Annotated in this window: 12 protein-coding genes; 4 read left to right on the top strand and 8 right to left on the bottom strand. The window is 72.7% G+C overall.

Going from position 1 to position 11,713, the window contains the following annotated elements; translation table 11 throughout:
* Positions 1-21: 21 nt before the first annotated feature.
* Positions 22-1,563 (bottom strand): LCP family protein, encoded by a 1,542-nt coding sequence (locus tag A6F73_RS09935; RefSeq protein ID WP_079135566.1) that lies wholly within the window; start codon positions 1,561-1,563, stop codon positions 22-24.
* Between the two features lie 138 nt (positions 1,564-1,701).
* Positions 1,702-2,166 carry a MarR family transcriptional regulator gene (locus A6F73_RS09930; RefSeq protein ID WP_063347464.1) on the bottom strand — a complete coding sequence of 155 codons (465 nt, stop codon included), beginning with the start codon at positions 2,164-2,166 and terminating at the stop codon, positions 1,702-1,704.
* 105 nt (positions 2,167-2,271) lie between these two features.
* Between A6F73_RS09930 and A6F73_RS09925 the strand changes: the two genes are divergently transcribed.
* The gene (locus A6F73_RS09925; RefSeq protein ID WP_063347463.1) at positions 2,272-3,297 is read left to right on the top strand and encodes an NADP-dependent oxidoreductase; all 1,026 of its coding nucleotides are present in this window, start codon (positions 2,272-2,274) and stop codon (positions 3,295-3,297) included.
* Between the two features lie 351 nt (positions 3,298-3,648).
* Complete coding sequence (locus A6F73_RS09920) at positions 3,649-4,143, top strand: DUF3145 domain-containing protein (RefSeq protein WP_063347462.1); 495 nt, start codon at positions 3,649-3,651, stop codon at positions 4,141-4,143.
* A 77-nt stretch (positions 4,144-4,220) separates the two neighbouring features.
* On the opposite strand, the gene fabF is transcribed toward A6F73_RS09920, so the two are convergent.
* The 5 genes from fabF to A6F73_RS09895 all read right to left on the bottom strand — a co-directional run bounded on the left by fabF (position 4,221) and on the right by A6F73_RS09895 (position 9,242).
* The gene (fabF, locus tag A6F73_RS09915) at positions 4,221-5,486 is read right to left on the bottom strand and encodes a beta-ketoacyl-ACP synthase II (protein WP_063347461.1); all 1,266 of its coding nucleotides are present in this window, start codon (positions 5,484-5,486) and stop codon (positions 4,221-4,223) included.
* A gap of 180 nt (positions 5,487-5,666) precedes the next feature.
* On the bottom strand, positions 5,667-5,915 hold the full coding sequence (locus A6F73_RS09910; RefSeq protein WP_063347460.1) for an acyl carrier protein: 249 nt from the start codon (positions 5,913-5,915) through the stop codon (positions 5,667-5,669).
* 82 nt (positions 5,916-5,997) lie between these two features.
* The gene (locus A6F73_RS09905; RefSeq protein WP_063347459.1) at positions 5,998-7,029 is read right to left on the bottom strand and encodes a beta-ketoacyl-ACP synthase III; all 1,032 of its coding nucleotides are present in this window, start codon (positions 7,027-7,029) and stop codon (positions 5,998-6,000) included.
* Complete coding sequence (locus A6F73_RS09900) at positions 7,026-7,976, bottom strand: ACP S-malonyltransferase (RefSeq protein ID WP_063347458.1); 951 nt, start codon at positions 7,974-7,976, stop codon at positions 7,026-7,028. The genes A6F73_RS09905 and A6F73_RS09900 overlap by 4 nt, the downstream gene beginning before the upstream one ends.
* A 90-nt stretch (positions 7,977-8,066) precedes the next feature.
* Positions 8,067-9,242: a PucR family transcriptional regulator gene (locus A6F73_RS09895; RefSeq protein WP_063347457.1), complete on the bottom strand. Its 1,176-nt coding sequence runs from the start codon at positions 9,240-9,242 to the stop codon at positions 8,067-8,069.
* A 228-nt stretch (positions 9,243-9,470) separates the two neighbouring features.
* On the opposite strand from A6F73_RS09895, the gene A6F73_RS09890 reads away from it, so the two are divergent.
* Positions 9,471-10,247 (top strand): pirin family protein, encoded by a 777-nt coding sequence (locus A6F73_RS09890; protein WP_159398417.1) that lies wholly within the window; start codon positions 9,471-9,473, stop codon positions 10,245-10,247.
* 27 nt (positions 10,248-10,274) lie between these two features.
* Here A6F73_RS09890 and A6F73_RS09885 read toward each other — a convergent pair whose 3' ends face one another.
* Positions 10,275-11,108, bottom strand: a complete 834-nt coding sequence (locus A6F73_RS09885) for a serine hydrolase domain-containing protein (protein WP_063347456.1) — start codon at positions 11,106-11,108, stop codon at positions 10,275-10,277.
* Between the two features lie 122 nt (positions 11,109-11,230).
* Here A6F73_RS09885 and A6F73_RS09880 point away from each other — a divergent pair, with 122 nt between their 5' ends.
* Positions 11,231-11,707, top strand: coding sequence for a MerR family transcriptional regulator (locus A6F73_RS09880; protein ID WP_063347455.1), 477 nt, complete (start codon positions 11,231-11,233; stop codon positions 11,705-11,707).
* The last annotated feature ends 6 nt before the right edge of the window (positions 11,708-11,713 follow it).

The raw sequence follows: 11,713 nt of genomic DNA, 5'->3' as shown, positions 1-11,713 counted from the left end.
GAGCGGGCAGGCCGGAACGGCTCATCCGAAGGTCAGGTCGGCGCACGGGTCGGTGTCGGCGCCGCGGGTGTTCTCCGCTATGCCGGTGGGCACCCCGCTGGGCACGCCGCTCGGGTCGGCGGTGGCGGGGGCGGAGGACTTGGCGCCGGGGCCGCTGGCGACCGCGTCCAGCTTGGTGGCGGGGCTGGGCCGGTAGTCGCGGCCCAGGGTGACGGTGATGCCCTCGGAGCCCGGCTCCTCGACCGCGCGCGCCCCCGGGAAGAGCGTGGCCACCTGGTCGGCGGCGGCCTTCAGGGCCGGGTCGTAGCTGATCTCGGTCTGCATCCGTCCGCCGGCGGGCTTGCCGAGCGTGACGTTCTGGAAGCCCCGGGCCCGCAGCGCCTCCCCGCCGGAGGTGGACAGGCCGGGGGTGCCGACGCCGTTGACCACCAGCACGGGGGCCGCGGCCTGTTCGGGCGTGAGCGGTGCGGACGGGCCGGCCGAGGCTCCCGGGGTCGCGCCGTCGGGGCCGGGGGCGGTGGGGGAGGGCGCCGGGGTGTCGGTGCCGGAGGTGCTCTGGCCGTCCAGGGTGCGGTCCTCGCGCAGCAGCCGCCACAGCGTGTTGGCGTCCGGCTGGACGAGCTGGACGCGCTCGCCGGCGAAGCGCCAGGGCGCGGTCACGAAGGTGATGTCGGACAGCTTGATGTCCTGGAGCGAGCGGGCGAAGTCCACCAGCTTCATCGCGGTGCCCAGCCCCTCGTCCACGGTGAGCGAGCGGGTGGCCGCGTCGGCGAGCGGGAGCAGCGTGGGCAGGGAGAAGCCCTGGCCCTGCACCTTCTTGATCATCGAGGAGACGAAGGCCTGCTGGCGCTTCATCCGCCCGATGTCGGAGTTGTCGCCGAAGCCGTAGCGGGCCCGCAGGTAGTCCACGGCGGGCTGGCCGGAGAGCTTCTGCATGCCCTTGCGGAGGTGTATGCCGTGCGAGTCGACGTTGTTGGGGACGCAGACGTCCACGCCGTTGATGGCGTCGGCCATCGCGGCGGCGCCCTTGAAGTCGACCACGATGGTGTGGTCGATCCGCAGGCCGGTGAGCGTCTCGACGGTGTTCTGCGTGCAGGCCGGGTTGCCCTTGGGGAACTCGCCGATGGTGAAGGCCGAGTTGAACATCTGGTTGTTCCGGGGCGTGGTCCAGGTGCCGCTCGGCAGCTTGCAGGACGGGATGGTGACCAGGGTGTCCCGGGGTATGGAGACGCCGACGGCGTGCTTGTGGTCGGCGTAGACGTGCACCAGCATCGCGGTGTCGGAGTGGCCGACGCCCTCGTCGCCGCCGCCGATCGCGCTGTTGCCGTCGTCGCGGGTGTCCGAGCCGAGCACCAGGATGTTCACCGGCAGTTGGGCGCCGGGGGTGACCGGGGCGGGCGCGGGCGGGCGCTCGGTGGCGACGCCGCCCGGGTCGAAGGTGGTGATGTTGTTGTCCAGCCGGTGGTAGAACCAGGCCCCGGCGCCCACGACGGACAGCACCAGGACGGCGGCCAGGCCGATGGCTGTCCGCAGGTAGCGGCGCCTGCGCGTGCTGCTGCCCATCCTCCGTGTCCCCCCGTCTTTCCGTCTCTCGTGTTCGATGTTCGAACATTAGACGTTTCGACGGGCTGTTCGGTTACCTCTGCCGGCGGCCCGGATTTCGCTCCGGGGCTGTGATGCTGATCACGCCCCGGATGCTGGTCACGCTCCGGGGCCGGCGGCGCCGGTGAGCATCCGGCGGAGCAGGTCGCGCAGGACGGCCCGCTCGTCGTGGCCGAGGGCGGCCAGCGGCTCGCGGGCGAAGTTCAGCGATTCGCGCAGTTCCTCGGAGGCGGTGGCGCCGGTGCCGGTGGCGGCGACCAGCTTGACCCGGCGGTCCTGCCGGTCGGCCTCCCGGGTGACGAAGCCGCGGGCTTCGAGCCGGTCGACGATGCCGGTGATGTTGGACGGCTCGCAGCTGAGCGTCTGGGCGATCTGGCGCATCGGCATGGGGCCGCGGCGCAGCAGGGCGAGCACCTTGGCCTGGGCGCCGGTGAGCGAGCGGGCGGCGGCCGCCTCCTCGTACTCGCGATGGAACAGCGCGACCAGGTTGGCCATCAGATCGACGACCTCGCGGGTGATCTCGTCGGACTGCGGCGTGGCGGTCCGGGTCGACTGGGTGTCCATGTCCGAGAGTCTACCTGAAAAGTTGACAACATGAACCTTTCATGCCCATCGTTACTTCAGTAGCTCAACCTTTCATGCATCGGAACCACCTAAGGAGCGCCTCCCATGGCAGAGCAGGCCGCACCCGCGACCGCCCGTGAATGGCACCTCGCCGCCCGACCCCAGGGCTGGCCGGTGCCGACCGACTTCGCCCTGGTCGAGGCCCCGGTCCGGACCCCGGGCCCGGGCGAGATCCTGGTCCGCAACGCCTTCCTCTCGGTGGACCCGTACATGCGGGGCCGGATGAACGACGTGAAGTCCTACGCCCCGCCGTTCCGGCTCGGCGAGGCCATGGAGGGCGGCGCGGTCGGCTACGTGGTCGCCTCCGGGGCCGAGGGCTTCGCCCCGGGCGACGCCGTGCTGCACGGCCTCGGCTGGCGCGAGTACGCCACCCTGGACGCCCGCCACGCGGTCAAGGTCGACCCGGCCGCCGCCCCGCTCTCCGCCTACCTCGGCGTGCTCGGCATGCCCGGCCTGACCGCCTACGCCGGGCTGCTCGCCGTCGGCGGCCTCAAGAAGGGCGACAAGGTCTTCGTCTCCGGCGCGGCCGGCGCGGTCGGCAGCATGGTCGGCCAGATCGCCAAGCTCAAGGGCGCCTCGCTGGTGGTCGGTTCGGCCGGCTCGGCGGAGAAGGTCGCCAAGCTGGTGGACGTCTACGGCTACGACGCCGCCTTCAACTACAAGGACGCCCCGGTCCACGAGCAGCTGGCGCAGGCCGCCCCCGACGGCATCGACCTCTACTTCGACAACGTCGGCGGGGACCACCTGGAGGCCGCGATCGGCGCGCTCACCGTGCACGGCCGCGCCGTGCTCTGCGGCGCGATCGCCCAGTACAACGACACCACCGCCCCCGCCGCCCCGCGCAATCTGGCGCTCGCGATCGGCAAGCGGCTGCGCCTGGAGGGCATGCTGGTCAGCGACCACGCGGCGCTGCAGTCGCAGTTCGTCGCCGACGTGGCCGGCTGGCTGACGTCCGGCGAACTGCGCCACGAGGAGACCGTGGTGGACGGCTTCGAGCGCACCGCGGACGCCTTCCTCGACCTGCTGCGCGGCGTCAACACCGGCAAGATGGTGGTCCGCCTGGATGGCTGACCCTCCGTCAGCTCGCTGACCGCCCCGCCGCCCCCACCGGGCGCGCGGGGCGGTTTGCGTACGGGCGCAGGGGAATCGGTCGCACTACCGCATTCCGGCCGGATCCGAAAGTGCGTCATCCACGGTGCGGGGCGGCGCGGTACGGTGGGTCCCGCCTGGCGATGGGGCCGTTCGGGGGAGAGATCCAGCCGAGGGGTAGACCTCGTTGAGGATTCGACTAGCATTGAGCGAAAGCCTGTCCGTTTTGCTCAATTTAGTAGCTTAATGTCGGCTAACGTGGGTAACTGTGGATCAACTGCAGGCACGAGGCAGCTGGGGAAGGCGACCCTCGTCCACAGCCTGGAGGTCCCGGTGACGACACGTGGAGTTCTCTACATCCACTCCGCGCCCCGCGCGCTGTGCCCGCACGTCGAGTGGGCCGTCGCGGGGGTGCTGGGTGTACGGGTGAGCCTGGACTGGATCCGCCAGCCGGCCTCGCCCGGACACTGGCGTGCCGAGCTTTCCTGGCAAGGGGAGCCCGGTACGGCCTCGAAGGTCGCCTCCGCGCTGCGCGGTTGGCAGCTGATGCGGTACGAGGTCACCAGTGAGCCCTGCGCCACGGCGGAGGGGGAGCGGTACAGCAGCACGCCCTCGCTCGGCATCTTCCACGCCGTCACGGGCATCCACGGCGACATCCTGATCCCCGAGGACCGGCTGCGCGCCGTCCTGCTGCGGGCCCGCAGCGAGGGGGCCGACCTGGAGGCCGAGATCTCCCGGCTGCTGGGCAAGCCCTGGGACGACGAGCTGGAGCCGTTCCGCTACGCGGGCGAGGGGGCACCGGTGCGCTGGCTGCACCAGGTGGTCTGAGCCGGCGGGCGCACCACGCGGCGCATGAGAGGGGCCGGCGCTCACGGCGAGCGCCGGCCCCTCTCGGTGCGTGCGGACTAGCGGGAGCGGAAGGCCAGCACCACGTTGTGGCCGCCGAAGCCGAACGAGTTGTTCAGCGCCGCGATCCGGCCCTCGGGCAGCGGGCGGGCCTCGCCGCGCACGATGTCCGCGTCCACGTCGTCGTCCAGTTCGTCGACGTTGATGGTCGGCGGGGCGATCCGGTGGTACAGGGCCAGCACGGTGGCGACGGTCTCGATGCCGCCGGCGCCGCCCAGCAGGTGGCCGGTCATCGACTTGGTGGCCGAGATGGCGATGTGGTCGAGGTCGTCGCCGAGCTCCTTGCGCAGCGCCTTCAGCTCGGCGGTGTCACCCTGCGGGGTCGAGGTGGCGTGCGCGTTGACGTGCACGATCTCGGCCTTGTCCAGGGTGTTGCGGTCGAACAGGTCGGCCAGCGCGCGGGCCACGCCGGCGCCGGTCGGCTCGGGCTGGGCGATGTGGTGGGCGTCCGAGGACAGGCCCTGGCCCACGGCCTCGCAGTAGATCCGGGCGCCGCGCGCCTCGGCGTGCTCGACCGACTCCAGCACGACCACGCCGGCGCCCTCGCCCAGCACGAAGCCGTCCCGGCCCTTGTCGTACGGGCGGGAGGCGCCCTCGGGGTCGTCGTTGTTCTTGGACATCGCCATCATGTTGGCGAACGCGGCGATCGGCAGCGGGTGGATCGCCGCCTCGGTGCCGCCGGCCACCACGACGTCGGCGCGGCCGGTGCGGATCATCTCGATCGCGTAGCCGATCGCCTCGGCGCCGGAGGCGCAGGCGGAGACGGGGGTGTGCACACCCGCGCGGGCGCCGACCTCCAGACCGACGTTGGCCGCCGGGGAGTTGGGCATCAGCATCGGGACGGTGTGCGGGGAGACCTTGCGGGCGCCCTTCTCCTTCAGCACGTCGTACTGGTCGAGCAGGGTGGTCACGCCGCCGATGCCGGAGGCGATGACGGTGCCGAGGCGCTCGGGGGCGAGCTTGGAGGAGTCGTCGGTGGCCGGCGTCTCGTAGCCGGCGTCGGCCCAGGCCTCACGGGCGGCGATCAGCGCGAACTGGGCCGAGCGGTCCAGCTTGCGGGCCAGCGGCCGGGGGAGGATCTCGCCCGGCTCGACGGCCGTGCGGGCGGCGATCTTGACGGGCAGCTCGGCGGCCCACTCCTCGGTCAGGGCCGCCACTCCGGAGCGTCCTGCGACCAGGTTCTCCCAGGTGGTGGCGGCGTCGCCGCCCAGCGGCGTGAAGGCGCCGATACCCGTGACGACCACGGTACGGTTTTCAGCGGTCACTGGTTCTTCTTCTCTCACGATCGTGGGGTCGGCGGCGAGCCGAGGAAGGGCCCGGCCGGGCGCCCGGTGGGGCGTCCCGGCCGGCGGGTCGGCCAGGCTCGGGGGAGCCGGGCCGACGAGTCAGCCGTCCGAGGCGTCGAGAACGCCGGACGTGCTGGAGGGATCGAACGGGTCGATCGCTCAGGCGGCGGCGTTGGTGAGGATGTAGTTCACCGCGTCGCCGACGGTCTTCAGGTTCTTGACCTCGTCGTCCGGGATCTTGACGTCGAAGCGCTCCTCGGCGGCCACGACGACCTCGACCATGGACAGCGAGTCGACGTCCAGGTCGTCCGTGAAGGACTTCTCGAGCTCGACGTCCTCGGTCGGGATACCGGCGATCTCGTTGACGATCTCGGCGAGACCTTCCAGAACCTCGTCCTTGGTAGCCATACTGGCTGCTCCTCTTCGGTGTTGAACGCGTCCGACCGGCGGCCGGATGCAGGCTTTGCGGAATGAGTGGGGCGAAACGCGCCTAGGGGAGCGTAACGACTGCCGCGGCGTACACGAGACCCGCCCCGAACCCGATGATCAGTGCGAGGTCGCCGCTGCGGGCCTCGCCGCTCTCCAGCATGCGCTCCATCGCCAGCGGGATGGAGGCCGCCGAGGTGTTGCCGGTCTCGGCGATGTCGCGGGCGACCGGCACCGAGTCGGGCAGCTTGAGCGCCTTGATCATGGCGTCGGTGATGCGCATGTTGGCCTGGTGCGGGATGAACGCGCCGAGCTGGTCGGCGGTGACCCCGGCGGCGTCCAGCGCCTGCTGGGCCACCTTGGCCATCTCCCACACCGCCCAGCGGAAGACCGGCTGGCCGTCCATCCGCAGGGCCGGCCACTTGGCCTCCTCGCCCACGCCGTTGACGGCGTCGGGCTTGGCGAAGGCGGTGTCCCAGGCTTGGGTCTGCGAGATGACGTCGGACTGCGAGCCGTCCGAGCCCCAGATCAGCTTGCCGATACCGGGCGTGTCGGACGGGCCGACGATCGCGGCGCCGGCGCCGTCGCCGAAGATGAACGCGGTCGAGCGGTCCGACTGGTCGGTCAGGTCGCTCAGCCGCTCGACGCCGATCACCAGCACGTACTCGGCGTTGCCGCCGCGGATCATGCCGTCGGCCAGGCCCAGGCCGTAGCCGAAGCCCGCGCAGGCGGCCGAGATGTCGAAGGCCGGGGCGGTGCCGCAGCCGAGCCGCTCGGCGATCTCGGTGGCGATCGCCGGGGTCTGCTTGAGGTGCGAGACGGTCGCGACGATCACGCCGCCGATCTGGTCCGGGGTGATCCCGGCCTGGGCGATGGCCTTGCCGGAGGCCTGCACCGACATCTCGGCGACGCTCTCCTCCGGGCCGGCCCAGCGGCGCTCGGCGATCCCGCTGCGGGTGCGGATCCACTCGTCCGAGGAGTCGATCCACTCCAGCACCTCGGCGTTGGGGATCACCCGGACCGGGCGGTAGCCGCCCACGCCGAGGATGCGCGCGTACTGCGCGCCCTCGGACGGGCGGATCTGCGGCTTCGTCATGCCTGGGTCTCCTGATCCTGACCGCCGTGCTCCGCGACGAGTGCGCGGGCCTTGTCCAGGTCGGCGGGGGTCTTGAGGGCAAGCGTCGCCACACCCTTGAGGTTGCGCTTGACCAGTCCGGTGAGAGTGCCCGCGGGGGACAGCTCGATGACGGCGGTCGCACCCAGCTGCCCGAGGGTCTCCATGCAGAGGTCCCAGCGGACCGGGTTGGAGACCTGCGACACCAGGCGGGTGAGCACCTCGGCGCCGGAGGCCACGACCTCGCCGTCCTTGTTGGAGACGTAGCGGACCTGCGGGTCGGCCACGGTCAGCGTCGGGGCCAGCGCGGCCAGCCGCTCGACACCCGGGGCCATGTGCTCGGTGTGGAAGGCGCCGGCCACCTTCAGGGCGACCAGCTTGGCACCGGCCGGCGGGTCCGCCTTCAGCGTCTCCAGCTGGGCCAGCGTGCCGGCGGCCACGATCTGGCCGCCGCCGTTGTTGTTGGCCGCGGTCAGGCCGTGCTCGGCCAGCTTCGCCGCGACGACCTCCGGGTCGCCGCCGAGCACGGCGATCATGCCGGTCTCGGTGACGGCGGCGGCCGCGGCCATCGCCCGGCCGCGCTCACGGACGAAGGTCAGCGCGTCGTGCGCGCTCAGCACCCCGGCGCCGGCGGCGGCGGTGATCTCGCCGACGCTGTGGCCGGCCACGGCGCCGACCAGCTTGCGGGCGACGTCCTCGTCCGGGAACAGCTCACGGGCGGTCATCAGACCGGCCGCGACCAGCAGCGGCTGGGCGACGGCGGTGTCCTTGATCTCCTCTGCGGAGGCCTCGGTCCCGGCGTGCACCAGGTCGAGCCCGGCGACCTCCGACCAGCCGCGGAGGCGGTCGGCGACACCGTCCAGCTCCAGCCAGGGGCTGAGGAAACCGGGGGACTGGGCACCCTGTCCAGGGGCGACGATTACGAGCACGGTTCAACCCTCTCTCGCCAGGCGCCCAGGGGCGGGTAGGCGACGGTAACGAAGAAAACCATCCGGGATTGTAAGGTCCCTACAGGCGGTTCAGCTCGGCTCCCCGGCCGCGGTGAGTCGGCCGAGGGCGAGTGCGATCCGCAGCGTGAACGCCGAACGCACGTCGGACGGGGCGTACCCCGTGACGTCGGTCACACGTCGTAGCCGGTAGCGCACCGTATTGGGGTGGACGAAGAGCATCCGGGCGGCGCCCTCCAGCGAAGAGGCCTGCTCCAGGTAGACGCTCAGCGTTTCCAGCAGCGCCGAGCCGGCTTCGTCCAGCGGTGTGTAGATCTCCTCCACCAGCTGGCGGCGGGCGGCCTGGTCGCCGGCCAGCGCGCGCTCGGGCAGCAGGTCGTCGGCCAGCACCGGGCGGGGCGCGTCCGGCCAGGCGGCGCAGGCCCGCAGGCCGGCCGCGGCGGCGTGCGCCGAGCGGGTCGCCGAGAGCAGGTCCGGCACGGTCGGGCCGACTACCACCGGGCCCGGCGCGAACTGGCCGATCAGCGCCCGGGCCGCGTGCACCGGCTCCTTGTCGCCGCCGACCACGACCACCAGGCGCTTGCCCAGCACCCCGGTCAGCACGTGCAGCTTGGCGTACCGGGCGGCCCGGCGGATCGCCTCGACCACCAGCTCGCTGTCGCCGTCCGGGGCGCTGCCCATCACCACCCGGACCTGGCTGGGCTGGCCCCAGCCGAGCGCCGCGGCCCGCGACAGCACGCCCTCGTCCGCGTCGCCGGACAGCAGCGAGTTGACCACCAGCGCCTCCAGCCGGGCGTCCCAGGCGCCGCGCGCCTCGGCCGCCTGGGCGTACACCTGGGCGGTCGCGAAGGCGATCTCCCGGGCGTAGACCAGCACCGACTCGCGCATGTCCGCCTCGTCGCCGGGGGCGGCCACCTCCTCGATGGCCTCCTCCATCACCTCGATCGTGGTGCGGATCAGCTCGACGGTCTGGCGCAGGGTGATCGCCCTGGTCAGCTCGCGCGGGGCGGTGCCGAAGACGTCCGTGGAGATCGCCTGGGCGGCGTCCGGGTGGCGGTACCACTCGGTGAAGGCGGCGATGCCGGCCTGGGCGACCAGGCCGATCCAGGAACGGTGCTCCGGCGGCATCCGCCGGTACCAGCCGAGCTGGTCGTCCATCCGGGAGATCGCGGCGGTGGCCAGCTTGCCCGAGGACTTCTCCAGCCGCTTGAGCGTCGCGGCCCGGCGCTCGGCCCGCTCGGCGGCCATTCTGCGCTCCTGCGCGGTCAGGCGGGGCGCCGCCCGGCCGGGGCGGTCGCGGCCGGCCCTGGGGGCCGGGCTCTTCCCGGTCGGCTCGGCCGTGGGACTGGGTTCGCTCTTGGAGTTCGCGGAAGCGGCTGGCACAAGGACAAGACTGCCTCACGTGAGTGACTGCTCGTGCACACCCCCCGGTGCAGCGGCACGGTGGTGCCGGTCACACCCACTACCGTGGGGCCCGTGACAGACGACGCCGCCCGCCCCCGCGCCGACCTGCGCCGCACCGCCGAGCGCTACCTCTCCACCCCGGCCGAGGGCGTCGAGACCCGACACGCGTTCTCCTTCTCCGGCCACTACGACCCGAAGAACACGCACTTCGGCGCGCTGCTCGCGTGCAACGAGGAACTCCTCGCCCCCGGCGCCGGGTACGAGGAGCACAAGCACCGGGACACCGAGATCCTCACCTGGGTGCTGGAGGGCGCGCTGGCGCACCGGGACTCCCAGGGGCACGGCGGGGTGGTCCGCCCGGGGATGGTCCAGCACCTCGGCGCGGGCTCCGGCGTCACCCACACCGAGCGCAACGTCGGCGGGGCCGCCGGCCCGGTCCGCTTCGTCCAGATGTGGCTCCAGCCGGACGTGTTCGACGCGCCCCCGGCGTACGGGCTGCGCAAGGTGGAACCGGCCGACGGCGGGTTGACGCTGCTCGCCTCCGGGCTGGAGCGCGACGCCGGGACGGACGCCCTGCGGCTGCGCCGCGGCGACGCCGCGCTCTGGCTGGCGACGGCGGGGCCGTGGCAGCCGCTGCCCGCACTGCCCGAGGCCGCCTGGCGGTACGCGCACCTGACCGCCGGCTCGCTCGGCTACCGGACGATCCCGGGGCCCAAGGGCGGCGGCCGCTCGATGGCCCCGGGCGACAGCGTGCGGATCACCGGCGACGCCTTCGCCGACCCGACGGCCGGCGAGACCGGCGCCGAACTCCTGCTCTGGGAGATGCACTCGCCGGTCTCGTACGGCTAGGGGCTGTCCTTTCAGCCTTCCAATCGTTCAGCTGTTCAGTTCGGCCAGGACCGCGTCCGAGCAGGCCGGCCAGACCTCGGCGGCCCACGGGCCGAAGTCCCGGTCGGTGAGCGCGACGCAGGCCACGCCGGCCTCCGGGTCGACCCACAGGAAGGTGCCGGACTGGCCGAAGTGGCCGAAGGTGGCGGGCGAGTTGGCGGTGCCCGTCCAGTGCGGGGCCTTGCCGTCGCGGATCTCGAAGCCGAGACCCCAGTCGTTCGGCCGGCGGTGGCCGTAGCCGGGCAGCACGCCGCTGGTGCCCGGGAAGGCGACCTCGCGGGTGGCCTGCCGGACGGTGGACGGGTCCAGCAGCTTCGGGGACTGGAGCTCGGCGGCGAACCGGACCAGGTCCGCGACGGTGGACAGGCCGCCGGCGCCGGCCGGGGACTTGTGCGCGGTGTTCAGCAGGGTGTCGTGCATGCCCAGCGGCTCGAACACCGCCTCGGCGGCGTACCGGGAGAACTCGATCCCGGCGGCGTCGGACAGCGCCCGCGCCAGCGCGTCGAAGCCCGCGTTGGAGTACAGCCGGCGGTTGCCGGGCTCGGCGAACACCCGGTTCTCGTCGAAGCCCAGGCCGGAGGTGTGCGCGAGCAGGTGGCGGACGGTCGAGCCGGCCGGCCCGGCCGGGTCGTCCAGCTCGAAGACGCCCTCCTCGACCGCGACCAGCGCCGCGTACGAGGTGAGCAGCTTGGTCACCGACGCCAGCGGGAACAGGTGCTGCTGCGGCCCGTACGTGCCCAGCACCGCGCCGTCCGCCCCCCGGACCACCGCCGCCGCGGCGTGGGGCACCGGCCAGTTCTCGATCATCCGCAAGCTCTCCATGCGCCCGACTCTAACGAAGGCCCGAAAACGGGTGGCGGGAGCACCCGGGTGTGAGGCTTGCTTGGAGTGCACTCCAACTCGATAGCGTCGTCGTCACTGCTCACCACAGGGGGTAACCGATCATGGCCACGCTCGCACCCGTCCAGCTCGACCTGCGGACCTGCGCCGACGTGTACCAGCTCCCGGTCGGCGATCCGGACCGGACCCCGCGGCACACCATCAGCGAGGTCGCCGTGGCCAGCGGGCTCACCGCGCACACCCTGCGCTGGTACGAGCGGATCGGCCTGCTCGACCCGGTCGACCGCTCCGCCAGCGGCCAGCGCCGCTACTGCGACGCCGACCTGCACCGGCTGGCCTTCCTGGGCCGGCTGCGGCTGACCGGCATGCCGATCGCCGACATGCTCCGCTACGTGGAGCTGGCCCGCGAGGGTGAGCGGACCTACGAGGCGCGGCGCCAACTGCTGGTCGACCAGCGCGAGGAGGTCCGCCAACGGGTCGCCGACCTCCAGGCCACCCTCGCCGTCCTCGACTACAAGATCGACCTGTACTCCGGCCGGATCGCCGCGTCCGACGAACCGGCCGTCCGCCGCCACGAGTAGCCGCCA

Source organism: Streptomyces sp. MJM8645 (genome assembly GCF_001625365.1).
Lineage (GTDB): Bacteria > Actinomycetota > Actinomycetes > Streptomycetales > Streptomycetaceae > Kitasatospora.
This window is presented reverse-complemented; position numbering and strand designations above follow the sequence as displayed.

Bases quoted from the DNA above. Each gene is read 5' to 3' on its own strand.
- A6F73_RS09935 (WP_079135566.1), bottom strand. From the start codon at position 1,563: ATGGGCAGCAGCACGCGCAGGCGCCGCTACCTGCGGACAGCCATCGGC.
- A6F73_RS09930 (WP_063347464.1), bottom strand. From the start codon at position 2,166: ATGGACACCCAGTCGACCCGGACCGCCACGCCGCAGTCCGACGAGATC.
- A6F73_RS09925 (WP_063347463.1), top strand. From the start codon at position 2,272: ATGGCAGAGCAGGCCGCACCCGCGACCGCCCGTGAATGGCACCTCGCC.
- A6F73_RS09910 (WP_063347460.1), bottom strand. From the start codon at position 5,915: ATGGCTACCAAGGACGAGGTTCTGGAAGGTCTCGCCGAGATCGTCAAC.
- A6F73_RS09905 (WP_063347459.1), bottom strand. From the start codon at position 7,029: ATGACGAAGCCGCAGATCCGCCCGTCCGAGGGCGCGCAGTACGCGCGC.
- A6F73_RS09895 (WP_063347457.1), bottom strand. From the start codon at position 9,242: ATGGCCGCCGAGCGGGCCGAGCGCCGGGCCGCGACGCTCAAGCGGCTG.
- A6F73_RS09885 (WP_063347456.1), bottom strand. From the start codon at position 11,108: ATGGAGAGCTTGCGGATGATCGAGAACTGGCCGGTGCCCCACGCCGCG.
- A6F73_RS09880 (WP_063347455.1), top strand. From the start codon at position 11,231: ATGGCCACGCTCGCACCCGTCCAGCTCGACCTGCGGACCTGCGCCGAC.